General features: G+C 55.5%; 32 protein-coding genes and 1 pseudogene. All 33 read left to right on the top strand.

Going from position 1 to position 22805, the window contains the following annotated elements:
* Window positions 1–28: 28 nt before the first annotated feature.
* A complete protein-coding gene (rpoC, locus tag AB4N42_RS06280; RefSeq protein ID WP_181288390.1) occupies window positions 29–4228 on the top strand; it encodes a DNA-directed RNA polymerase subunit beta' in 4200 nt (1399 codons plus the stop codon).
* A gap of 216 nt (window positions 4229–4444) precedes the next feature.
* Window positions 4445–4816, top strand: a complete 372-nt coding sequence (gene rpsL / locus AB4N42_RS06285) for a 30S ribosomal protein S12 (protein ID WP_003186084.1) — start codon at window positions 4445–4447, stop codon at window positions 4814–4816.
* Between the two features lie 102 nt (window positions 4817–4918).
* A complete protein-coding gene (gene rpsG / locus AB4N42_RS06290; protein ID WP_003186074.1) occupies window positions 4919–5389 on the top strand; it encodes a 30S ribosomal protein S7 in 471 nt (156 codons plus the stop codon).
* Between the two features lie 30 nt (window positions 5390–5419).
* Window positions 5420–7525, top strand: a complete 2106-nt coding sequence (fusA, locus tag AB4N42_RS06295; protein WP_030138516.1) for an elongation factor G — start codon at window positions 5420–5422, stop codon at window positions 7523–7525.
* A 31-nt stretch (window positions 7526–7556) separates the two neighbouring features.
* Window positions 7557–8751: pseudogene (gene tuf / locus AB4N42_RS06300) on the top strand (elongation factor Tu).
* Between the two features lie 155 nt (window positions 8752–8906).
* Window positions 8907–9218 (top strand): 30S ribosomal protein S10, encoded by a 312-nt coding sequence (gene rpsJ / locus AB4N42_RS06305; protein ID WP_003186070.1) that lies wholly within the window; start codon window positions 8907–8909, stop codon window positions 9216–9218.
* Between the two features lie 80 nt (window positions 9219–9298).
* Window positions 9299–9934, top strand: coding sequence for a 50S ribosomal protein L3 (gene rplC / locus AB4N42_RS06310; RefSeq protein ID WP_003186059.1), 636 nt, complete (start codon window positions 9299–9301; stop codon window positions 9932–9934).
* Between the two features lie 12 nt (window positions 9935–9946).
* Complete coding sequence (rplD, locus tag AB4N42_RS06315; protein ID WP_003186057.1) at window positions 9947–10549, top strand: 50S ribosomal protein L4; 603 nt, start codon at window positions 9947–9949, stop codon at window positions 10547–10549.
* The gene (gene rplW, locus AB4N42_RS06320) at window positions 10546–10845 is read left to right on the top strand and encodes a 50S ribosomal protein L23 (RefSeq protein WP_002555488.1); all 300 of its coding nucleotides are present in this window, start codon (window positions 10546–10548) and stop codon (window positions 10843–10845) included. The genes rplD and rplW overlap by 4 nt, the downstream gene beginning before the upstream one ends.
* A 14-nt stretch (window positions 10846–10859) precedes the next feature.
* Complete coding sequence (gene rplB / locus AB4N42_RS06325) at window positions 10860–11684, top strand: 50S ribosomal protein L2 (protein ID WP_003186055.1); 825 nt, start codon at window positions 10860–10862, stop codon at window positions 11682–11684.
* A 16-nt stretch (window positions 11685–11700) separates the two neighbouring features.
* On the top strand, window positions 11701–11976 hold the full coding sequence (gene rpsS / locus AB4N42_RS06330; protein ID WP_002555486.1) for a 30S ribosomal protein S19: 276 nt from the start codon (window positions 11701–11703) through the stop codon (window positions 11974–11976).
* An 11-nt stretch (window positions 11977–11987) separates the two neighbouring features.
* Window positions 11988–12320 carry a 50S ribosomal protein L22 gene (rplV, locus tag AB4N42_RS06335; protein ID WP_003103908.1) on the top strand — a complete coding sequence of 111 codons (333 nt, stop codon included), beginning with the start codon at window positions 11988–11990 and terminating at the stop codon, window positions 12318–12320.
* A 13-nt stretch (window positions 12321–12333) separates the two neighbouring features.
* Complete coding sequence (rpsC, locus tag AB4N42_RS06340) at window positions 12334–13020, top strand: 30S ribosomal protein S3 (RefSeq protein WP_003176422.1); 687 nt, start codon at window positions 12334–12336, stop codon at window positions 13018–13020.
* Between the two features lie 12 nt (window positions 13021–13032).
* The gene (gene rplP, locus AB4N42_RS06345; protein ID WP_003186052.1) at window positions 13033–13446 is read left to right on the top strand and encodes a 50S ribosomal protein L16; all 414 of its coding nucleotides are present in this window, start codon (window positions 13033–13035) and stop codon (window positions 13444–13446) included.
* Window positions 13446–13637, top strand: a complete 192-nt coding sequence (gene rpmC / locus AB4N42_RS06350) for a 50S ribosomal protein L29 (protein WP_002555481.1) — start codon at window positions 13446–13448, stop codon at window positions 13635–13637. Before rplP ends, rpmC begins: the two co-directional genes overlap by 1 nt.
* Before the next feature lie 2 nt (window positions 13638–13639).
* A complete protein-coding gene (gene rpsQ / locus AB4N42_RS06355) occupies window positions 13640–13906 on the top strand; it encodes a 30S ribosomal protein S17 (protein WP_003194644.1) in 267 nt (88 codons plus the stop codon).
* Window positions 13907–13929: 23 nt separating this feature from the next.
* Window positions 13930–14298 carry a 50S ribosomal protein L14 gene (rplN, locus tag AB4N42_RS06360; protein ID WP_002555479.1) on the top strand — a complete coding sequence of 123 codons (369 nt, stop codon included), beginning with the start codon at window positions 13930–13932 and terminating at the stop codon, window positions 14296–14298.
* Between the two features lie 11 nt (window positions 14299–14309).
* On the top strand, window positions 14310–14624 hold the full coding sequence (gene rplX, locus AB4N42_RS06365) for a 50S ribosomal protein L24 (RefSeq protein ID WP_003186046.1): 315 nt from the start codon (window positions 14310–14312) through the stop codon (window positions 14622–14624).
* Window positions 14625–14644: 20 nt separating this feature from the next.
* Window positions 14645–15184: a 50S ribosomal protein L5 gene (gene rplE, locus AB4N42_RS06370; RefSeq protein WP_030140492.1), complete on the top strand. Its 540-nt coding sequence runs from the start codon at window positions 14645–14647 to the stop codon at window positions 15182–15184.
* A gap of 13 nt (window positions 15185–15197) precedes the next feature.
* Complete coding sequence (rpsN, locus tag AB4N42_RS06375; protein WP_003186042.1) at window positions 15198–15503, top strand: 30S ribosomal protein S14; 306 nt, start codon at window positions 15198–15200, stop codon at window positions 15501–15503.
* Between the two features lie 210 nt (window positions 15504–15713).
* Window positions 15714–16106 carry a 30S ribosomal protein S8 gene (gene rpsH / locus AB4N42_RS06380; protein ID WP_017848802.1) on the top strand — a complete coding sequence of 131 codons (393 nt, stop codon included), beginning with the start codon at window positions 15714–15716 and terminating at the stop codon, window positions 16104–16106.
* A 12-nt stretch (window positions 16107–16118) separates the two neighbouring features.
* The gene (gene rplF / locus AB4N42_RS06385; RefSeq protein ID WP_003186039.1) at window positions 16119–16652 is read left to right on the top strand and encodes a 50S ribosomal protein L6; all 534 of its coding nucleotides are present in this window, start codon (window positions 16119–16121) and stop codon (window positions 16650–16652) included.
* Between the two features lie 10 nt (window positions 16653–16662).
* The gene (gene rplR, locus AB4N42_RS06390; protein ID WP_003186037.1) at window positions 16663–17013 is read left to right on the top strand and encodes a 50S ribosomal protein L18; all 351 of its coding nucleotides are present in this window, start codon (window positions 16663–16665) and stop codon (window positions 17011–17013) included.
* Window positions 17014–17016: 3 nt separating this feature from the next.
* On the top strand, window positions 17017–17517 hold the full coding sequence (gene rpsE / locus AB4N42_RS06395; protein ID WP_003186035.1) for a 30S ribosomal protein S5: 501 nt from the start codon (window positions 17017–17019) through the stop codon (window positions 17515–17517).
* A gap of 2 nt (window positions 17518–17519) precedes the next feature.
* Window positions 17520–17696 carry a 50S ribosomal protein L30 gene (gene rpmD, locus AB4N42_RS06400; RefSeq protein ID WP_003186033.1) on the top strand — a complete coding sequence of 59 codons (177 nt, stop codon included), beginning with the start codon at window positions 17520–17522 and terminating at the stop codon, window positions 17694–17696.
* A gap of 3 nt (window positions 17697–17699) precedes the next feature.
* Window positions 17700–18137, top strand: a complete 438-nt coding sequence (gene rplO, locus AB4N42_RS06405; protein WP_003186032.1) for a 50S ribosomal protein L15 — start codon at window positions 17700–17702, stop codon at window positions 18135–18137.
* Window positions 18138–19466, top strand: a complete 1329-nt coding sequence (secY, locus tag AB4N42_RS06410; protein WP_030140491.1) for a preprotein translocase subunit SecY — start codon at window positions 18138–18140, stop codon at window positions 19464–19466.
* 30 nt (window positions 19467–19496) lie between these two features.
* Entirely contained in the window at window positions 19497–19613 is a 117-nt protein-coding gene (rpmJ, locus tag AB4N42_RS06415; protein WP_002555468.1) for a 50S ribosomal protein L36, read from the top strand.
* Window positions 19614–19743: 130 nt separating this feature from the next.
* Complete coding sequence (rpsM, locus tag AB4N42_RS06420; RefSeq protein ID WP_003186020.1) at window positions 19744–20100, top strand: 30S ribosomal protein S13; 357 nt, start codon at window positions 19744–19746, stop codon at window positions 20098–20100.
* 30 nt (window positions 20101–20130) lie between these two features.
* On the top strand, window positions 20131–20520 hold the full coding sequence (gene rpsK / locus AB4N42_RS06425) for a 30S ribosomal protein S11 (protein WP_002555466.1): 390 nt from the start codon (window positions 20131–20133) through the stop codon (window positions 20518–20520).
* Between the two features lie 18 nt (window positions 20521–20538).
* Complete coding sequence (gene rpsD / locus AB4N42_RS06430) at window positions 20539–21159, top strand: 30S ribosomal protein S4 (protein WP_003176404.1); 621 nt, start codon at window positions 20539–20541, stop codon at window positions 21157–21159.
* A 22-nt stretch (window positions 21160–21181) separates the two neighbouring features.
* Window positions 21182–22183 (top strand): DNA-directed RNA polymerase subunit alpha, encoded by a 1002-nt coding sequence (locus tag AB4N42_RS06435; RefSeq protein WP_003186012.1) that lies wholly within the window; start codon window positions 21182–21184, stop codon window positions 22181–22183.
* A gap of 42 nt (window positions 22184–22225) precedes the next feature.
* Window positions 22226–22645 carry a 50S ribosomal protein L17 gene (rplQ, locus tag AB4N42_RS06440; protein WP_460115978.1) on the top strand — a complete coding sequence of 140 codons (420 nt, stop codon included), beginning with the start codon at window positions 22226–22228 and terminating at the stop codon, window positions 22643–22645.
* Window positions 22646–22805 lie beyond the last annotated feature (160 nt).

Genomic DNA, 22805 nt, shown 5'->3' on the forward strand with positions numbered 1-22805 from the left:
GCTCTCTGCTCCGCCAGGAGGAAAGGCCTTGAAAGACCTACTGAATTTGCTGAAAAACCAGGGTCAAGTCGAAGAGTTCGACGCCATCCGTATTGGATTGGCCTCGCCTGAGATGATCCGTTCGTGGTCGTTCGGTGAAGTTAAAAAGCCGGAAACCATCAACTACCGTACGTTCAAACCCGAGCGTGACGGCCTGTTCTGCGCCAAGATCTTTGGCCCGGTAAAGGATTACGAGTGCCTGTGCGGTAAGTACAAGCGCTTGAAGCATCGCGGCGTGATCTGCGAGAAGTGCGGCGTTGAAGTCGCGCTGGCAAAGGTTCGTCGTGAGCGCATGGCGCACATCGAACTGGCCTCGCCAGTTGCTCACATCTGGTTCCTGAAATCGCTGCCGTCCCGTATCGGCCTGCTGATGGACATGACCCTGCGTGATATCGAACGCGTTCTCTACTTCGAGAGCTATGTCGTTATCGATCCAGGCATGACCACCCTTGAAAAGGGCCAGCTGCTGAATGACGAACAGTACTTCGAAGCGCTGGAAGAGTTCGGCGACGATTTCGATGCCCGCATGGGTGCCGAAGCTGTCCGCGAACTGCTGCACGCGATCGACCTGGAGCACGAGATTGGTCGTCTGCGCGAAGAGATTCCGCAAACCAACTCCGAAACCAAGATCAAGAAGCTGTCCAAGCGTCTGAAGTTGATGGAAGCCTTCCAGGGTTCCGGCAACCTGCCAGAGTGGATGGTGCTGACCGTTCTGCCGGTTCTGCCGCCAGACCTGCGTCCACTGGTTCCGCTCGATGGCGGTCGCTTCGCGACTTCCGACCTCAACGATCTGTATCGTCGAGTGATCAACCGTAACAACCGCTTGAAGCGTCTGCTCGACCTGTCCGCTCCGGACATCATCGTGCGCAACGAAAAGCGTATGTTGCAGGAAGCGGTCGACGCACTGCTCGACAACGGTCGTCGTGGCCGGGCTATCACCGGTTCGAACAAGCGTCCTCTGAAATCCCTGGCTGACATGATCAAGGGTAAGCAAGGTCGTTTCCGTCAGAACTTGCTCGGTAAGCGTGTTGACTACTCCGGTCGTTCGGTAATTACCGTAGGCCCGACCCTGCGTCTGCATCAGTGCGGCCTGCCCAAGAAAATGGCGCTGGAGCTGTTCAAGCCGTTCATCTTCGGCAAGCTGGAAATGCGTGGTCTTGCGACCACCATCAAAGCCGCCAAGAAAATGGTCGAGCGCGAACTGCCAGAGGTCTGGGACGTTCTCGCCGAAGTGATTCGCGAACACCCAGTGCTGCTCAACCGTGCACCGACCCTTCACCGTCTGGGCATCCAGGCGTTTGAACCGGTACTGATCGAAGGCAAGGCTATCCAGCTGCACCCTCTGGTCTGTGCTGCGTACAACGCCGACTTCGACGGCGACCAGATGGCCGTGCACGTACCGCTGACGCTGGAAGCCCAGCTCGAAGCGCGTGCGTTGATGATGTCGACCAACAACATCCTGTCGCCAGCCAACGGTGAGCCAATCATCGTTCCGTCCCAGGACGTTGTATTGGGTCTGTACTACATGACTCGTGAAGCGATCAACGCCAAGGGCGAAGGTCGTGTGTTCGCGGATCTGCAGGAAGTCGACCGTGTGTTCCGTGCTGGCGAAGCCGCACTGCACGCCAAGATCAAGGTGCGGATCAATGAAACCGTAAACGATCGTGATGGCAACAGCGTGACCAACACTCGCATCGTCGACACCACTGTCGGTCGTGCGCTGTTGTTCCAGGTTGTGCCAAAAGGCTTGTCGTTCGATGTCGTCAACCTGCCGATGAAGAAAAAGGCGATCTCCAAGCTGATCAACCAGTGCTACCGCGTGGTTGGTCTGAAAGAGACCGTGATCTTCGCCGACCAGTTGATGTACACCGGTTTTGCCTATTCGACCATCTCCGGCGTTTCCATCGGTGTTAACGACTTCGTTATCCCTGATGAAAAAGCCCGCATCATCGGTGCTGCCACCGAAGAAGTGAAAGAGATCGAAAGCCAGTACGCGTCCGGCCTGGTAACCCAGGGCGAGAAGTACAACAAGGTAATCGACCTCTGGTCCAAGGCGAACGACGAAGTTTCCAAGGCGATGATGGCCAACCTCTCGAAAGAGAAAGTCATCGACCGCCACGGCAACGAAGTTGACCAGGAATCGTTCAACTCGATGTACATGATGGCCGACTCGGGTGCACGGGGTTCTGCTGCGCAGATCCGTCAGCTCGCCGGTATGCGTGGCCTGATGGCCAAGCCGGACGGCTCCATCATCGAGACGCCGATTACTGCGAACTTCCGTGAAGGTTTGAGCGTACTCCAGTACTTCATCTCCACTCACGGTGCTCGTAAGGGTCTCGCGGATACCGCGTTGAAAACCGCGAACTCCGGTTACCTGACTCGTCGTCTGGTAGACGTGGCGCAAGACTTGGTCGTGACCGAGATCGATTGCGGCACCGAGCACGGCCTGGTCATGACGCCGCACATTGAAGGCGGTGACGTTGTAGAGCCGTTGGGTGAGCGCGTATTGGGTCGTGTCATTGCCCGTGACGTATTCAAGCCAGGTACCGAGGACGTCATCGTTCCTGCCGGCACCCTGGTTGACGAAAAGTGGGTCGAATTCATCGAGCTCAACAGCATCGACGAAGTGATCGTGCGTTCGCCAATCAGCTGCGAAACCCGCTACGGCATCTGCGCCAAGTGCTACGGTCGCGACCTGGCTCGTGGTCACCAGGTGAACATCGGTGAAGCGGTCGGCGTTATTGCTGCCCAGTCCATCGGTGAGCCGGGTACCCAGCTGACCATGCGTACGTTCCACATCGGTGGTGCGGCAAGCCGGACCTCCGCAGCCGACAGCGTCCAGGTGAAGAATGGCGGTACCGTCCGCCTGCACAACCTGAAGCACGTTGAGCGAGTGGACGGCCACCTGGTGGCTGTGTCCCGTTCCGGTGAGCTGGCAATTGCCGACGACTTCGGTCGTGAGCGCGAGCGCTACAAGCTGCCGTACGGTGCTGTGATTTCGGTGAAGGAAGGTGACAAGGTCGACGCTGGTGCCATCGTGGCCAAGTGGGATCCGCACACTCACCCAATCGTTACCGAGATGAAAGGTACCGTGACCTACGTGGGCATGGAAGAAGGCATCACGATCAAGCGTCAGACTGACGAATTGACCGGTATGACCAACATCGAAGTACTCGACGCAAAAGATCGTCCAGCTGCGGGCAAGGACATCCGTCCAGCCGTGAAGATGGTCGACGACAACGGCAAGGATCTGTTGCTGCCAGGCACTGACGTAATCGCTCAGTACTTCCTGCCAGCCAACGCCCTGGTCGGTGTGGCGGACGGTGCGCGGATCGCGATCGGTGACGTAATCGCTCGTATCCCGCAGGAAACCTCGAAAACCCGTGACATCACCGGTGGTCTGCCGCGTGTTGCCGACTTGTTCGAAGCCCGTCGTCCGAAAGAAGCCTCGATCCTGGCTGAAGTCAGCGGCACCATCGCGTTCGGTAAAGAGACCAAGGGCAAGCGCCGCCTGGTTATCACCCCGAACGACGGTAGCGATCCGTACGAAGAGTTGATTCCGAAGTGGCGTCACCTGAACGTCTTCGAAGGCGAACAGGTAAACCGCGGCGAAGTTATCTCCGACGGTCCGAGCGATCCACACGACATCCTGCGTCTGCTGGGTGTGAGTGCGCTGGCCAAGTACATCGTGAACGAGATCCAGGACGTTTATCGTCTGCAAGGCGTGAAGATCAACGACAAGCACATCGAGACCATCCTGCGTCAGATGCTGCGTAAGGTCGAGATCGCTGAATCCGGCGACTCGAGTTTCATCAAGGGCGACCAGATGGAACTGACTCACGTGCTGGTGGAAAACGAGCGTCTGGCGACGGAAGACAAGTTCGTCTCCAAGTTCACTCGCGTGCTGCTGGGTATCACCAAGGCGTCGTTGTCCACCGAATCGTTCATCTCGGCGGCTTCCTTCCAGGAAACCACTCGCGTACTGACCGAAGCGGCGGTAACCGGCAAGCGCGATTACCTGCGCGGCCTGAAAGAAAACGTGGTCGTGGGTCGTCTGATCCCGGCCGGTACCGGTTTGGCTTATCACAGCGAGCGCAAGCGTCGCCGTGATGCAGACAAGCCGTTGCGCGTAAGCGCCAGTGAAGTGGAAGCTGCACTGACCGAAGCACTGAACTCGAGCGGTAACTGAGTTCGGCGTTGATTGAGTGCCTGGCCCTGGTCATCCCGTTCGGCGGATCGAGACAAATTGTCGAGATCTGGCGGGCGGGGAGGTCGGGGCCTTGCCTTGACTGGGGACAAGATCCTCTTTAGACTCTTGATCCCCTAAATTTGGCGGGAATTCGTTCCTGCCATTTTGCTTTTCTTGCAAGACAATAGCGTCGCAAGACAACAGTGGAGCTAGTAGATGGCAACTATCAACCAGCTGGTACGTCAGCCGCGTAAGCGTATCGTCGAGAAATCCGACGTGCCTGCGCTGCAGAACTGCCCGCAACGTCGTGGCGTATGCACCCGTGTGTATACCACCACGCCGAAAAAACCTAACTCGGCACTGCGTAAAGTATGCCGTGTGCGTCTGACCAACGGTTTCGAGGTTTCCTCGTACATCGGTGGTGAAGGCCACAACCTGCAAGAGCACAGCGTGGTGCTGATCCGCGGCGGTCGTGTAAAAGACTTGCCAGGTGTTCGTTACCACACCGTTCGCGGTTCTTTGGATACTTCCGGCGTTAAAGGTCGTAACCAGGGTCGTTCGAAGTACGGTACCAAGCGTCCGAAGTAATCGGTCGTTTTGCAGTTTTTCATTTTTATTGAGTCGATAAGAGTAAGGTCGGGCACGCATCTGCTGTCCCGGGCTAACCTGAAGACCGCTTGAGGGCTTATCATGCCAAGACGTCGCGTAGCAGCCAAACGTGAGATTCTGGACGATCCGAAATACGGAAGCCAGATTCTCGCCAAGTTCATGAACCACGTTATGGAAAGCGGCAAGAAAGCCGTTGCCGAGCGTATCGTTTATGGCGCACTGGACAAAGTTAAGGAACGCAAGAACAGCGATCCCCTGGAAATCTTCGAGAAAGCTCTCGACGCCATCGCTCCGCTGGTCGAAGTGAAGTCGCGCCGTGTAGGCGGTGCTACTTACCAGGTTCCGGTCGAAGTTCGTCCTTCCCGTCGTAACGCCCTGGCAATGCGCTGGCTGGTAGACTTCGCCCGCAAGCGCGGCGAGAAGTCCATGGCCCTGCGTTTGGCTGGTGAACTGTTGGACGCTGCTGAAGGTAAAGGTGCTGCAGTTAAGAAGCGTGAAGACGTGCACCGTATGGCTGAAGCCAACAAGGCTTTCTCGCACTACCGCTTCTAATTTTAGCGTCACTCAATTTGCGAGGGCTTTATGGCTCGTACTACACCGATTAATCGCTACCGTAACATCGGTATCGTTGCTCACGTGGATGCTGGTAAAACCACCACCACCGAGCGCGTCCTTTTTTACACCGGCAAAAGTCACAAAATGGGCGAGGTGCATGACGGCGCCGCGACCACAGACTGGATGGTTCAGGAGCAGGAGCGTGGTATTACCATTACTTCTGCTGCTATCACCGCCTTCTGGAAAGGTTCCGAGAAGCAGTACCCGCACGAGCATCGCTTCAACGTAATCGATACCCCGGGCCACGTAGACTTCACCATTGAAGTTGAGCGTTCCCTGCGTGTACTCGACGGCGCGGTCGTTGTGTTCTGTGGTACTTCGGGTGTTGAGCCTCAGTCGGAAACCGTATGGCGTCAGGCCAACAAATACGGCGTTCCACGTCTTGTTTACGTAAACAAGATGGACCGTGCTGGTGCCAACTTCCTGCGCGTGATCGGTCAGATCAAGCAGCGTCTGGGTCACACTCCGGTGCCTATCCAGCTCGCTATCGGTTCGGAAGACAACTTCCAGGGCCAGATCGACCTGATCAACATGCAGGCCGTGTACTGGAATGATGCCGACAAGGGCATGGTTCCTGTTCGCAAGGAAATTCCTGCCGAGCTGTTGGAAGAAGCCGAGCAATGGCGCAGCAACATGGTTGAGGCTGCAGCCGAAGCCAGCGAAGAGCTGATGAACAAGTACCTCGAGGGTGAAGAACTCACCAACGACGAAATCAAGGCCGCTCTGCGTCAGCGCACTATCGCTGGTGAGATCGTTCTGGCTGTTTGCGGTTCTTCCTTCAAGAACAAGGGTGTTCCCCTGGTTCTCGACGCTGTGATCGACTTCCTGCCTGCTCCAACCGACATTCCTGCTATCAAGGGTTCCAACCCTGATAACGAGGAAGAGGAAATGGAGCGTCACGCAAGTGATGACGAGCCGTTCGCGGCCTTGGCGTTCAAGATCGCTACCGACCCATTCGTGGGTACCTTGACCTTTGTTCGAGTTTACTCGGGCGTGTTGGCATCCGGCGACGGCGTGATCAACTCGGTAAAAGGCAAGAAAGAGCGCGTGGGTCGTATGGTGCAGATGCACGCAAACGCCCGTGAAGAAATCAAGGAAGTACGCGCTGGCGACATCGCGGCCTTGATCGGCATGAAGGACGTCACCACTGGTGAAACCTTGTGCAACGCTGACAAGCCAATCATCCTGGTTCGCATGGACTTCCCGGAGCCGGTTATTTCGGTTGCCGTTGAGCCTAAGACCAAGGATGACCAGGAAAAAATGGGTATCGCTCTGGGCAAGCTTGCTCAGGAAGACCCGTCTTTCCGCGTCAAGACTGATGAAGAGACTGGTCAGACGATCATCTCCGGCATGGGCGAGCTGCACCTGGACATCCTGGTTGACCGGATGCGCCGTGAGTTCAACGTCGAAGCCAACATCGGTAAGCCTCAGGTTTCCTATCGTGAGCGCATCACGAAGAGCTGTGAAATCGAAGGCAAGTTCGTTCGCCAGTCCGGCGGTCGTGGCCAGTTCGGTCACTGCTGGATCCGTTTTGCTCCTGCTGACGAAGGTCAGGAAGGTCTGCAATTCCTGAACGAAGTCGTAGGTGGTGTGGTTCCGAAGGAATACATCCCAGCGATCCAGAAGGGTATCGAAGAGCAGATGAAGAACGGCGTTGTTGCCGGCTATCCGCTGATCGGCCTGAAGGCGACCGTGTTCGACGGTTCTTACCACGACGTCGACTCCAACGAGATGGCGTTTAAGGTGGCTGCTTCCATGGCTACCAAGCAACTGGCCCAGAAGGGCGGTGGTGAGTTGCTTGAGCCTATCATGGCGGTAGAAGTCGTTACGCCTGAAGACTACATGGGTGATGTCATGGGCGACCTTAACCGTCGTCGTGGCATGATTCTGGGTATGGAAGATACGGTTTCCGGCAAGGTTATCCGCGCCGAGGTTCCGTTGGGTGAGATGTTCGGTTACGCAACCGACGTTCGCTCCATGTCTCAGGGTCGCGCAAGCTACTCTATGGAATTCAAAAAATACAATACAGCTCCGTCGCATATCGTCGAGACTGTTACCAAAAAGCAAGGCTGATCCAGCCCCTTTAAGCTAGGAGTTAATTGTCGTGGCTAAAGAAAAATTTGAACGGAACAAACCGCACGTCAACGTTGGCACCATCGGCCACGTTGACCACGGTAAAACTACCCTGACCGCTGCTCTGACCCGTGTCTGCTCCGAAGTTTTCGGTTCGGCCAAGGTTGACTTCGACAAGATCGACAGCGCCCCGGAAGAAAAAGCTCGCGGTATCACCATCAACACCGCTCACGTTGAATACGATTCGGCCGTGCGTCACTACGCACACGTTGACTGCCCAGGTCACGCCGACTACGTAAAAAACATGATCACCGGTGCTGCCCAGATGGACGGCGCGATCCTGGTTTGCTCGGCCGCCGATGGTCCGATGCCACAAACCCGTGAGCACATCCTGCTGTCCCGTCAGGTAGGCGTTCCGTACATCGTTGTCTTCCTGAACAAGGCTGACATGGTTGACGATGCTGAGCTGCTGGAACTGGTTGAGATGGAAGTGCGCGACCTGCTGAGCACTTACGACTTCCCAGGTGATGACACTCCAATCATCATCGGTTCGGCTCTGATGGCTCTGAACGGCCAAGACGACAACGAAATGGGCACCACCGCTGTCAAGAAGCTGGTGGAAACTCTGGACAGCTACATCCCAGAGCCGGAGCGTGCTATCGACAAGCCGTTCCTGATGCCAATCGAAGACGTATTCTCGATCTCTGGTCGCGGTACTGTTGTGACTGGTCGTGTTGAGCGTGGCATCGTCCGTATCCAGGAAGAAGTTGAGATCGTCGGTCTGCGCGACACTCAGAAAACTACCTGCACCGGCGTTGAAATGTTCCGCAAGCTGCTCGACGAAGGTCGTGCTGGCGAGAACTGCGGCGTGCTGCTGCGCGGCACCAAGCGTGACGACGTTGAGCGTGGCCAGGTTCTGGTCAAGCCAGGCACCGTCAAGCCGCACACCAAGTTCACCGCAGAAGTCTACGTTCTGAGCAAGGAAGAAGGCGGTCGTCACACTCCGTTCTTCAAAGGCTACCGTCCACAGTTCTACTTCCGTACAACTGACGTGACTGGTAACTGCGAGCTGCCAGAAGGCGTTGAAATGGTAATGCCAGGTGACAACATTCAGATGACTGTTACCCTGATCAAGACCATCGCAATGGAAGACGGCCTGCGTTTCGCTATCCGTGAAGGCGGTCGTACCGTCGGCAGCCGGCGTCGTAGCCAAAGTCATCGAATAAGACTCTTTCAGAGTCGGTTCGATGGACAGGAAAGCCCCCGCTTAGCGGGGGCTTTTTTATTGGGTTGACACCTATCGGGGGCGTCTATAGAATTGCGCCTCCTTTTAACGGGCGTATTGCGCCCGGTGGGAATAGCAGCCGGAGTCTGAAATCCAATGCAAAATCAGCAAATCCGTATCAGGTTGAAGGCTTTTGACCATCGCCTGATCGACCAATCCACCCAGGAAATCGTGGAAACCGCGAAACGTACTGGTGCTCAAGTGCGTGGTCCAATTCCACTGCCTACCCGTAAAGAGCGGTTCACCGTTCTGGTCTCCCCGCACGTCAACAAAGACGCGCGTGACCAGTACGAGATCCGTACTCACAAGCGCGTTCTGGACATCGTCCAGCCAACGGATAAAACCGTTGATGCTCTTATGAAGCTCGATCTTGCGGCCGGTGTGGAAGTGCAGATCAGCCTCGGCTAAGACTCGGTCTTAGTCGTGTAACGCTCTGAAATGGGCGGCCATAGCGGGTGAAAGCCCCGTACACTCATGAGGTTTACAACATGACTATTGGTGTAGTCGGTCGTAAATGCGGTATGACCCGTATTTTCACCGAAGAAGGTGTCTCCATTCCGGTCACGGTCATTGAGATCGAGCCGAATCGCGTCACCCAGTTCAAAACTGAAGAGACCGATGGCTATCGTGCAGTGCAAGTCACTGTCGGCGAGCGTCGCGCTTCGCGTGTAACAGCAGCTCAGGCTGGCCACTTCGCCAAGGCGAACGTTGCCGCTGGTCGTACCGTAATGGAATTCCGCCTTGAAGAAGGCGAGTACCAGGCTGGCGACCTGATCAACGCTGAAATCTTCGCCGCTGGTCAACTGGTTGATGTAACCGGTCAGTCCAAGGGTAAAGGCTTCCAGGGTACGATCAAGCGTTGGAACTTCCGCGGGCAAGATAACACCCACGGTAACTCCGTATCCCACCGCGTTCCAGGCTCTATCGGCCAGTGCCAGACTCCTGGTCGTGTATTCAAGGGCAAGAAAATGTCCGGTCATATGGGCGCTGAGCGCGTGACCGTGCAGTCCCTCGAAGTAGTGCGCGTGGACGCTGAACGCAATCTGTTGTTGGTCAAGGGCGCTGTTCCTGGCGCTACTGGCGGCAACTTGGTTGTACGTCCAGCAGCCAAGGCTCGCGGTTAAGGGGAAGCTGACATGCAATTAAATGTAAATGACGCTCAAGCGATCGAAGTTTCCGAACTGACATTTGGCGGCGAATTCAACGAGACGCTGGTTCACCAAGCAGTCGTGGCCTACATGGCTGGCGGCCGTCAAGGTAGCAAGCAGCAAAAGACCCGTTCCGACGTTTCCGGTGGCGGTAAGCGCCCATGGCGTCAGAAAGGTACTGGCCGTGCTCGTGCCGGTACTATCCGTAGCCCAATCTGGCGTGGCGGCGGTACCACTTTCGCAGCTCGTCCTCAGGATCACTCCCAGAAGCTGAACAAGAAGATGTATCGCGCAGCAATGCGTTCCATTCTTGCTGAGCTGGTGCGTACTGATCGTCTGGTCGTGGTTCAGGACTTCGCTGTCGAAGCACCGAAAACCAAAGATCTGCTGAACAAGCTGAACGGCATGGGCCTGACTGACGTCCTGATCGTGTCTGACGCTGTTGATCAGAACCTGTACCTGGCTGCTCGCAACCTGCCACACGTCGACGTTCGTGACGTGCAAGGTTCCGATCCGGTCAGTCTGATCGCATACGACAAGGTGTTGATCACCGTGTCGGCCGTGAAGAAATTCGAGGAGCTGCTGGGATGAACCAGGAACGCGTATTTAAAGTTCTGCTTGGCCCGCACGTTTCCGAGAAGGCTACGGTTCTGGCAGACAAGAAAGGCCAGTTCGTTTTCAAGGTTGCTACCGACGCAACCAAGCTGGAAATCAAGAAGGCCGTCGAAAGCCTGTTCAGCGTGAAAGTAGAGCGCGTGACTACCCTGAACGTTCTGGGTAAAAGCAAGCGCACTGCTCGCGGTCTGGGCAAGCGTAATGACTGGAAGAAGGCAGTTATCTCCCTTCAGCCAGGCCAAGATCTCGATTTCAGCAGCAGTGCTGAGTAAGGAAGGGGTGCATCATGGCAATCGTTAAATGCAAACCGACTTCCCCTGGCCGCCGTTTTGTGGTCAAGGTGGTCAACCAGGAGCTGCATAAAGGCGCTCCTCACGCACCGCTGCTCGAGAAAAAATCGAAGTCTGGTGGTCGTAACAACAATGGCCGTATTACCACTCGTCACATCGGTGGTGGTCATAAGCAGCATTATCGTCTGGTCGACTTCCGTCGCAACGACAAGGATGGCATCGCTGCCACCGTCGAGCGTATCGAATACGATCCAAACCGTACTGCTCACATCGCTCTGCTGCTGTACGCAGATGGCGAGCGTCGCTACATCATCGCCCCTAAAGGCGTGAGTGCTGGCGACCAGCTGATCGCAGGTGCCTTGGCACCGATCAAGCCGGGCAACGCTCTGCAGCTGCGCAACATTCCAGTTGGTAGCACCGTACACGGCATCGAATTGAAGCCAGGTAAAGGCGCGCAAATCGCTCGTTCCGCTGGTGCTTCGGCTCAGCTGATCGCTCGTGAAGGTGTCTACGTGACCCTGCGTCTGCGTTCTGGTGAGATGCGTAAAGTACTGGCTGAATGCCGTGCGACCCTGGGTGAAGTCTCGAACTCCGAGCACAGCCTGCGTTCGTTGGGTAAAGCTGGTGCCAAGCGCTGGCGTGGCGTTCGCCCAACCGTTCGTGGTGTTGCCATGAACCCGGTTGACCACCCACATGGTGGTGGTGAAGGTCGTACCTCTGGTGGTCGTCATCCGGTATCGCCATGGGGCTTCCCGACTAAGGGCGCGAAGACTCGTGGTAATAAGCGTACCGACAAAATGATCGTCCGTCGTCGCAAGTAAATAGAGGGATACGACAGTGCCACGTTCTCTGAAAAAAGGTCCTTTTATTGATCTTCACCTACTGAAGAAGATCGAAGTGGCGGCGGAAAAGAACGATCGCAAACCAGTTAAGACCTGGTCGCGCCGTTCGATGATCCTGCCACAAATGGTCGGTCTGACCATTGCTGTACACAACGGTCGTCAACACGTCCCAGTTCTCGTTAACGAAGACATGGTCGGCCACAAACTGGGCGAGTTCGCCGGTACCCGCACTTATCGCGGGCACGTGGCAGACAAGAAAGCCAAGCGTTAAGGGGTTAGGAAATGGAAGTAGCCGCTAAGTTGTCGGGCGCTCGAATCTCCGCCCAGAAAGCCCGCTTGGTCGCCGACCAGATCCGCGGGAAGAAGGTGGGCGAAGCGCTCAACCTGTTGGCTTTCAGCAGTAAGAAAGCCGCCGAGATCATGAAAAAAGTGCTGGAGTCGGCCGTAGCCAACGCCGAGCATAACGAAGGCGCAGACGTTGATGACCTGAAGGTCAGCACCGTTTTCGTCAACGAAGGGCGTTCGCTGAAGCGCATCATGCCACGTGCCAAAGGCCGTGCTGATCGCATCGTCAAGCGGTCTTGCCATATCACTGTCAAGGTTGCTGACAAGTAACGGAGTCGAAGAGATGGGTCAGAAAGTACATCCCATTGGCATTCGCCTGGGAATCGTCAAGGAGCACACCTCCGTCTGGTACGCAGACGGTCGGACTTATGCGGACTACTTGTTCGCTGATCTGAAGGTGCGTGAGTATCTCCAAGACAAACTAAAAAGCGCGTCCGTCAGCCGTATCGATATCCATCGTCCGGCTCAGACTGCACGTATCACCATCCACACCGCTCGCCCAGGTATCGTTATCGGGAAGAAAGGTGAAGATGTTGAGAAACTGCGTCAGGACCTGACCAAGCAAATGGGTGTGCCTGTGCACATCAATATCGAAGAGATCCGCAAGCCGGAACTCGACGGTATGCTGGTTGCGCAGAGCGTAGCTCAGCAGCTGGAGCGTCGTGTAATGTTCCGTCGCGCTATGAAGCGCGCTGTACAGAACGCAATGCGCATTGGTGCCAAAGGCATCAAAATCCAAGTGAGCGGTCGTCTCGGCGGTGCTGAAATCGCACGTACTGAATGGTATCGCGAAGGTCGTGTGCCACTGCACACCCTGCGTGCCGACATCGACTATGCCAACTACGAAGCTCACACCACCTACGGTGTGATCGGTGTAAAGGTTTGGATCTTCAAAGGCGAAGTAATTGGTGGTCGCCAAGAAGAACTGAAGCCACAAGCACCAGCGCCTCGTAAAAAAGCTGCTAAGTAAGGGGTACGCCAAATGTTGCAACCAAAGCGTACGAAGTTCCGCAAGCAGATGACCGGTCATAACCGTGGCCTGGCATTGCGCGGTAGCAAAGTCAGCTTCGGCGAGTTCGCGCTGAAGTCTGTTGCTCGTGGTCGTCTCACCGCTCGTCAGATCGAGTCAGCGCGTCGTGCTCTGACCCGTCACGTAAAACGTGGCGGCAAGATCTGGATCCGTGTATTCCCGGACAAGCCTGTCACCAAGAAGCCACTCGAAGTTCGGATGGGTAAAGGTAAGGGTAACGTGGAGTACTGGGTTGCCCAGATTCAGCCAGGCAAAGTCCTGTATGAAATCGAGGGTGTTTCTGAAGAGCTGGCGCGTGAGGCTTTCGCCCTGGCTGCTGCAAAGCTGCCGCTCGCCACCTCCTTTGTTAAACGGACGGTGATGTGATGAAAGCGAATGAACTTCGTGAAAAATCCGCACAGCAGCTGAACGAGCAACTGCTCGGCCTGCTGCGCGACCAGTTCAATCTGCGCATGCAGAAAGCAACTGGCCAGTTGGGGCAGTCTCATCTGCTCTCGCAAGTTAAGCGTGACATCGCTCGCGTGAAAACTGTGCTCAACCAGCAGGCAGGTAAGTGATCATGGCTGAAGCCGAAAAAACTGTCCGTACGCTGACTGGCCGTGTTGTCAGCGACAAGATGGACAAAACCATCACCGTTCTGATCGAGCGTCGCGTTAAGCACCCGATCTACGGTAAATACGTTAAGCGTTCGACTAAGCTGCACGCGCACGACGAAACCAATCAGTGCCACATCGGCGACAAGGTCACTATTCGTGAAACTCGTCCGATGGCCAAGACCAAATCTTGGGCGCTGGTTGATGTTCTCGAACGCGCTGTGGAAGTCTAAGGGCTAGGGGTCGGAGAAATTATATGATTCAGACTCAATCCATGCTCGATGTGGCCGATAACAGCGGCGCTCGCCGCGTTATGTGCATCAAGGTGCTGGGTGGCTCCCATCGTCGTTACGCTGGTATCGGTGACATCATCAAAGTTACCGTCAAGGAAGCAATTCCTCGCGGTAAGGTGAAGAAAGGTCAAGTGATGACTGCTGTTGTAGTCCGCACTCGCCACGGTGTTCGTCGTGCTGACGGCTCCATCATCCGCTTTGATGGCAACGCTGCTGTTCTGTTGAACAACAAGCAAGAGCCAATCGGCACCCGTATCTTTGGGCCAGTGACCCGTGAACTTCGTACTGAGAAGTTCATGAAGATCGTCTCGCTCGCCCCAGAAGTGCTGTAAGGAGATCCGACATGCAAAAGATTCGTCGTGACGACGAGATCATCGTGATCGCCGGCAAAGACAAGGGTAAGCGCGGTAAGGTGCTGAAGGTTCTTGCTGACAACCGTCTGGTTGTTGGTGGTCTGAACCTGGTCAAGCGTCATACCAAGCCTAACCCGATGTCGGGCGTACAGGGCGGTATCGTCGAGAAAGAAGCGCCACTGCACGCTTCCAACGTCGCCATTTTCAACGGCGAAACCAACAAGGCTGACCGCGTTGGTTTCAAAGTAGAAGACGGTAAGAAAATTCGTGTCTTCAAGTCGACCCAAAAAGCGGTTGATGCTTGAACACTGCTAGGTAGAAGACCATGGCACGACTAAAAGAGATTTACCGGAAGGAAATCGCACCGAAACTTAAGGAAGAACTTAAGCTTTCGAACGTGATGGAAGTTCCGCGCGTTACCAAAATCACCCTGAACATGGGTCTGGGCGAAGCGATCGGCGACAAAAAAGTCATCGAGCACGCTGTTGCCGACCTGGAAAAGATCACCGGCCAGAAAGTCGTCGTGACCTACGCTCGGAAATCCATCGCTGGCTTTAAAGTCCGTGAAGGTTGGCCGATCGGCGTCAAGGTGACCCTGCGCCGTGAGCGTATGTACGAGTTCCTGGATCGTCTGCTGTCGATCTCCCTGCCTCGGGTTCGCGACTTCCGCGGCCTGAATGCCAAGTCCTTCGATGGTCGTGGCAACTACAGCATGGGCGTAAAAGAGCAGATCATTTTCCCGGAAATCGATTACGACAAGATCGATGCTCTCCGCGGTCTGGACATTACCCTGACCACCACTGCTCGGACGGATGAAGAAGGTCGCGCATTGCTGCGTGCTTTCAAATTCCCGTTCCGCAACTGATTGGAGTAGGACAATGGCCAAGAAGAGCATGAAGAACCGTGAGCTGAAGCGTCAGCTCACCGTTGCCAAGTACGCCACCAAGCGTGCAGCGCTGAAAGCTATCATCGTTGATCTGAACGCAAGTCCAGAAGCGCGTTGGGAAGCTACCGTAGCACTGCAGAAGCAGCCACGTGACGCGAGCGCTTCGCGCATGCGTAACCGCTGCCGCCTGACTGGTCGTCCGCACGGCGTGTACCGCAAGTTCGGCCTCGGCCGTAACATGCTGCGTCAAGCTGCTATGCGTGGTGACGTTCCAGGTCTGGTTAAAGCCAGCTGGTAAGCACTGTCAAAGTCACGATGTTCGGGGTCGCAAGATCCTGACCATCGGTGGCCTTGAACTTGAATCAAGCCCCTTTTGGGGCTTGATTCATTTCTGGGGTGTGTCTAGAATACCCGGCTCGCCTGAGCCCGTGTTTTTATTGCGCGGATGCGCTCGGCGACACGTACTAGCCGAAAGGCTAATTTTTTGTGTATTAGGAGCGTCTAGCCCATGAGTATGCAGGACCCGTTAGCGGACATGCTAACTCGTATCCGTAATGCCCAGATGGCTGAAAAGTCCGTCGTAAGCATGCCATCTTCTACGTTGAAGGTAGCTGTTGCCAAAGTCCTGAAGGACGAAGGTTACATTGCGGGTTATCAGATCAGCAGCGAAATCAAGCCTCTGCTGTCCATCGAGCTGAAGTACTTCGAAGGCCGTCCGGTCATCGAGGAAGTGAAGCGCGTTAGCCGTCCTGGCCTGCGTCAGTACAAGTCCGTTGAGGATCTGCCGAAAGTTCGTGGCGGCCTGGGCGTGTCTATCGTCTCCACCAACAAAGGTGTGATGACGGATCGTGCTGCGCGCGCTGCCGGTGTCGGCGGCGAAGTTCTTTGCACTGTGTTCTAAGGGGGGATAAGCATGTCACGCGTCGCTAAGAACCCCGTTAAGCTGCCAGCCGGTGTCGAAGTCAAATTCGCAGGCCAACAGCTTTCGGTGAAGGGTGCCAAGGGCACTCTGCAACTGAACATCCATTCGTCCGTTGAGATCGTTGAAGAAGCTGGTGAGCTGCGTTTCGCTGCTCGCAATGGCGATCAACAGACTCGCGCAATGGCTGGTACCACTCGTGCGTTGGTAAACAACATGGTCCAAGGCGTAAGCCAAGGCTTCGAGCGCAAGCTCCAGCTGGTCGGTGTTGGTTACAAAGCGCAAGCAAAAGGCACAGTGCTGAACCTGGCTCTTGGCTTCTCGCACCCAGTGGATTATGAACTGCCGGAAGGCATCACCGCTGAGACTCCTAGCCAGACCGATATCCTGATCAAGGGCATCGACAAGCAGCTGGTAGGTCAAGTGGCCGCCGAGATCCGCGACTTCCGTCCACCAGAGCCGTACAAAGGCAAGGGTGTGCGCTACGCGGACGAAGTCGTCCGTCGTAAAGAAGCCAAGAAGAAGTAGGGCATAGCAAATGACCGACAAAAAAGTTACTCGACTGCGTCGCGCTCGCAAAGCACGCCTGAAAATGCACGAACTCGAAGTCGTGCGTCTCTGCGTGTTCCGCTCGTCGCAGCACATCTACGCCCAGGTCATTTCGGCCGACGGCAACAAAGTCCTGGCAAGTGCCTCGACTTTGGATAAAGAACTGCGTGATGGTGCCACTGGCAACATCGACGCGGCCACTAAGGTTGGCCAGCTGGTCGCTACGCGTGCTAAAGCCGCTGGCGTCTCGCAGGTGGCTTTCGACCGCTCTGGCTTCAAGTACCACGGCCGCGTCAAGGCGCTGGCTGATGCTGCTCGTGAAGCTGGGCTGGAGTTCTAAGTTATGTCAAATAACGACCAAAAGCGCGACGAAGGCTACATCGAGAAGCTGGTTCAAGTTAACCGCGTAGCCAAAACCGTTAAAGGCGGCCGTATCTTCACTTTCACCGCGTTGACCGTGGTGGGTGATGGTAAGGGCCGTGTTGGCTTCGGCCGTGGCAAGTCGCGTGAAGTGCCTGCTGCGATCCAGAAGGCAATGGAAGCTGCTCGCCGCAACATGATCCAGGTTGATCTGAACGGCACCACTCTGCAGTACGCAATGAAGTCCGCCCATGGCGCTTCGAAGGTGTACATGCAGCCTGCTTCTGAAGGTACCGGTATCATCGCTGGCGGCGCTATGCGTGCTGTCCTCGAAGTTGCTGGCGTTCAGAACGTTCTGGCCAAGTGCTACGGCTCGACTAACCCTGTAAACGTGGTTCACGCCACTTTCAAGGGTTTGAAAGCAATGCAGTCTCCTGAATCCATTGCCGCCAAGCGTGGCAAAAGCGTCAAGGAGATCTTCTGATCATGGCTACCGTAAAAGTTACGCTGATCAAAAGCATGACCGGCCGCATCCCTAACCACAAACTGTGCGTTAAGGGTCTGGGTCTGCGTCGCATCGGTCACACTGTAGAAGTCCTGGATACTCCCGAGAATCGCGGGATGATCAACAAGGCTTACTACATGCTGCGTGTCGAGGGTTAATCGATGAAACTCAATGATCTGAGTCCAGCGCCGGGTTCCCGTCGCGAAAAGCATCGTCCGGGCCGTGGTATCGGTAGTGGTTTGGGCAAGACCGGTGGCCGTGGCCACAAAGGTCAGACCTCCCGCTCCGGTGGCACTATTGCTCCAGGCTTTGAAGGCGGTCAACAGCCGCTGCATCGTCGCCTGCCGAAGTTCGGTTTCGTTTCCCTGAAAGCCATGGACCGCGCAGAAGTGCGTCTGTCCGAACTGGCCAAAGTGGACGGCGACATCGTCACCGTGCAGTCCCTGAAGGATGCCAACGTGATCAACCAGAACGTACAGCGTGTGAAAATCATGCTGTCGGGCGAAGTTGCTCGTGCTGTCACCATCGGAAAGGGAATCGGCGCCACCAAAGGTGCGCGTGCGGCTATCGAAGCAGCTGGCGGCAAGTTCGAGGAATAAATGGCTAAGCAAGGTGCTCTCTCTGCGCTCGGCAAAGGCGGTATGTCTGAACTCTGGGCTCGTCTGCGTTTTCTGTTCCTGGCGATTATCGTCTACCGAATAGGCGCACACATCCCGGTTCCAGGTATCAACCCGGACCGACTCGCGGACCTGTTTCGACAGAATGAGGGGACCATTCTTAGCTTGTTCAACATGTTTTCCGGCGGCGCGCTGGAACGGATGAGCATTTTTGCATTGGGGATCATGCCGTACATCTCGGCATCGATCATCATGCAGTTGATGACCGCCGTCAGCCCGCAGCTGGAGCAGTTGAAGAAGGAAGGTGAAGCTGGCCGTCGCAAGATCAGCCAGTACACCCGCTACGGCACTGTCGTCCTCGCTCTCGTTCAAGCCATTGGCATGTCCATTGGCCTGGCTGGGCAGGGCGTATCGTTCACTGGTGACTTTAGCTTCCATTTCGTTGCGGTAACCACGTTTGTGGCGGGCGCAATGTTCATGATGTGGCTGGGTGAGCAGATTACTGAGCGTGGTGTTGGCAACGGTATCTCGATGTTGATTTTCGCAGGTATCGTCGCCGGTCTTCCGAGAGCAATCGGGCAGTCTTTCGAGTCTGCGCGTCAGGGCGATATCAACATTTTTGCCTTGGTTGCCATCGGTTTGCTGGCAGTAGCGATTATCGGTTTCGTGGTGTTCATTGAGCGTGGCCAGCGTCGTATTGCTGTTCACTACGCCAAGCGTCAGCAGGGCCGCAAGGTGTTTGCTGCGCAGACCAGCCACTTGCCGTTGAAGGTGAACATGGCCGGCGTTATCCCGGCCATTTTCGCGAGCAGCATCCTGCTGTTCCCGGCTTCGTTGGGTGCCTGGTTCGGCCAGTCTGAAGGTATGGGCTGGTTGCAGGACATCTCGCAGTCGATCGCTCCTGGTCAGCCGTTGAATATTCTGCTGTTTAGTGCAGGGATTATTTTCTTCTGCTTCTTCTATACGGCGTTGATGTTCAATCCGAAAGACGTAGCGGAAAACCTGAAGAAGTCCGGTGCCTTTATTCCGGGCATCCGTCCTGGTGAGCAGTCTGCGCGCTACATTGATGGCGTTCTGACTCGCTTGACCATGTTCGGTGCTCTTTACATGACGGCCGTCTGCCTGCTTCCCCAGTTCCTGGTGGTTGCGGCAAACGTACCGTTCTACCTTGGCGGGACCTCGTTGCTGATCGTGGTCGTGGTTGTGATGGACTTCATGTCCCAAGTACAATCGCACCTCGTTTCGCACCAGTACGAATCCCTGATGAAGAAAGCCAACCTGAAGGGCTACGGCAGCGGCATGTTGCGCTGAGTAGCGTCCATAAGGTTCGAGGAGTTGGTGATGAAAGTTCGTGCATCGGTGAAAAAGCTGTGCCGTAACTGCAAGATTATTCGCCGCGAAGGTGTTGTTCGGGTAATTTGCAGCGCGGAACCGCGTCACAAACAGCGCCAAGGCTGAGTGTGATTGTGCTTTAAGCCCGGCAGCTAGTGCGCTGCCGGGTTGATTATTTGTTATTACAGCGATATTATCTCGCGCCCTATTTCTTGGCTTCCGGGGCGTAGGTAGCTGTCAATTGGAGTCCCACTGAATGGCCCGTATTGCAGGCGTCAACATTCCAGATAACAAGCATACTGTTATCTCGCTGACCTACATCTATGGTGTTGGTCGCACTACTGCACAGAAAATTTGTGCAGTGACTGGGGTTAACCCAGCGGCAAAGATCAAGGATCTGAGCGACGAGCAAATTGAACAGCTGCGTGGCGAAGTGGCGAAGTTCACCACTGAAGGTGACCTGCGTCGCGAAATCAACATGAAAATCAAGCGCTTGATGGACCTCGGTTGCTATCGCGGTCTGCGTCATCGTCGTGGTCTGCCAGTACGCGGTCAGCGTACCAAGACCAACGCGCGTACCCGTAAAGGTCCGCGTAAGCCGATCCGCAAGTAATCGCCCCAGCGAATCGACAGGAATTTAATCATGGCAAAACCTGCTGCTCGTCCTCGTAAAAAAGTTAAAAAGACAGTGGTTGATGGCATCGCCCACATCCATGCTTCTTTTAACAACACCATCGTGACCATTACCGACCGTCAAGGTAACGCTCTTTCCTGGGCTACCTCCGGTGGTTCGGGTTTCCGCGGTTCCCGCAAGTCCACCCCGTTCGCTGCTCAAGTAGCTGCTGAGCGTGCTGGTCAAGCTGCGCTGGAATACGGCCTGAAAAACCTCGACGTCAACGTCAAAGGTCCAGGTCCAGGTCGTGAATCCGCAGTCCGCGCTTTGAACGGCTGTGGCTACAAGATCGCCAGCATCACCGACGTGACGCCAATCCCGCACAACGGGTGCCGTCCGCCGAAGAAGCGCCGCGTGTAATCCAGGAGATTGTAAAGAATGGCTCGTTACATTGGTCCAAAATGCAAACTCGCTCGTCGCGAAGGCACCGATCTCTTCCTGAAGAGCGGCGTGCGCGCGATCGAATCGAAGTGCAACATTGAAGCAGCACCTGGTATCCACGGCCAACGCCGCGGTCGCCAGTCCGACTACGGCACCCAACTGCGTGAAAAGCAGAAGGTCCGCCGTATCTATGGCGTTCTCGAGCGTCAATTCAGCGGCTACTACAAAGAAGCTGCTGGCAAGAAAGGCGCAACCGGCGAAAACCTGTTGCAACTGCTCGAATGCCGCCTGGACAACGTTGTATACCGTATGGGTTTCGGTTCTACTCGTGCCGAATCCCGTCAGCTGGTATCGCACAAGTCGATCAGCGTTAACGGCCAGACCGTAAACGTTCCGTCCTACCAGGTTCGTGCTGGTGACGTGGTTGCTGTTCGCGAGAAAGCAAAGAACCAACTTCGCATTGTCCAAGCTCTCGATCTGTGTGCCCAACGTGGCCGCGTAGAATGGGTAGAAGTAGACACTGAGAAGAAGTCGGGCGTTTTCAAGAACGTTCCTGCTCGCAGTGATCTGTCCGCCGACATCAACGAAAGCCTGATTGTCGAGCTCTACTCCAAGTAAGGGCTAGAAAATAGGTGCATCCATGCAGATTTCGGTAAATGAGTTCCTGACACCCCGCCATATTGATGTGCAGGTTGTCAGTCCAACCCGCGCCAAGATCACACTCGAGCCTCTCGAGCGTGGTTTCGGCCACACCCTGGGCAACGCGCTGCGCCGCATCCTGTTGTCCTCAATGCCCGGCTGTGCAGTAGTCGAGGCCGAGATTGACGGTGTGCTCCACGAGTACAGCGCCATCGAAGGTGTACAGGAAGACGTAATTGAAATCCTGTTGAACCTTAAAGGTCTGGCTATCAAGCTGCACGGTCGTGACGAAGTTACGCTGACCTTGTCGAAGAAGGGTTCGGGGGTGGTTACCGCTGCCGATATTCAGCTGGATCATGATGTCGAGATCGTTAACCCCGATCACGTAATCGCTAACCTGGCGTCTAACGGCGCCCTGAACATGAAGCTCACCGTAGCTCGTGGTCGTGGTTATGAACCGGCAGACTCGCGTCAGAGCGATGAAGACGAAAGCCGCAGCATCGGTCGCTTGCAGCTTGACTCTTCGTTCAGCCCGGTTCGCCGTATCGCATACGTGGTGGAAAACGCCCGTGTCGAACAGCGTACCAACCTGGACAAGCTGGTTATTGATCTGGAAACCAACGGTACCCTGGATCCTGAAGAGGCTATCCGTCGTGCAGCAACCATCCTGCAACAGCAGTTGGCTGCGTTCGTCGACCTCAAAGGTGACAGTGAGCCAGTGGTTGTCGAGCAGGAAGACGAGATCGATCCGATCCTGCTTCGCCCGGTTGACGATCTGGAACTGACTGTACGTTCGGCTAACTGCCTTAAGGCGGAAAACATCTACTACATCGGCGACCTGATTCAGCGTACCGAAGTAGAGCTGTTGAAGACTCCGAACCTTGGCAAGAAATCCTTGACTGAAATCAAGGACGTTCTGGCCTCCCGCGGTCTGTCCCTCGGCATGCGCCTCGACAACTGGCCGCCTGCAAGTCTTAAGAAGGACGACAAGGCGACTGCCTGATCGTCGTAATCACCGAACGTTGTGTTTGGTAAGGAATGAACCATGCGTCATCGTAAAAGTGGTCGTCACCTGAGCCGCACCAGCTCGCACCGCAAGGCCATGTTTCAAAACATGGCGGTGTCGCTGTTCGAGCACGAGCTGATCAAAACTACACTGCCGAAAGCCAAAGAACTGCGCCGCGTTGCCGAGCCGCTGATCACTCTGGCCAAGACAGACAGCCTGGCTAACCGCCGCCTGGCTTTCGACCGTACTCGTTCGAAAGCTATCGTTGGTAAGCTCTTCAACGACCTGGGCAAGCGTTACGCTACCCGTGAGGGTGGCTACCTGCGCATCCTCAAGTGCGGTTTCCGCGCTGGCGACAACGCGCCTATGGCGTACGTCGAGTTGGTTGATCGTGCTACTGCCGCACGAAGCTGTAAGCGCCGAGTAAGACGACAGTCTGCAACAAAGAACCGGGCCTAGTGCCCGGTTTTTTGTGTGCGTAAGAAAAACAGCTTATTCGTACAAGCTTCCATAGGGCCAAGGCGCCACTATTGCTGTTGGGGTTGTTGGTAGAGATTCTCTATTGATACGCACAATTTAATAAATTTGTGGCCGTTACATTGTTGATCAATACTCCTCT

It is taken from the genome of Pseudomonas sp. H2_D02 (genome assembly GCF_054677635.1).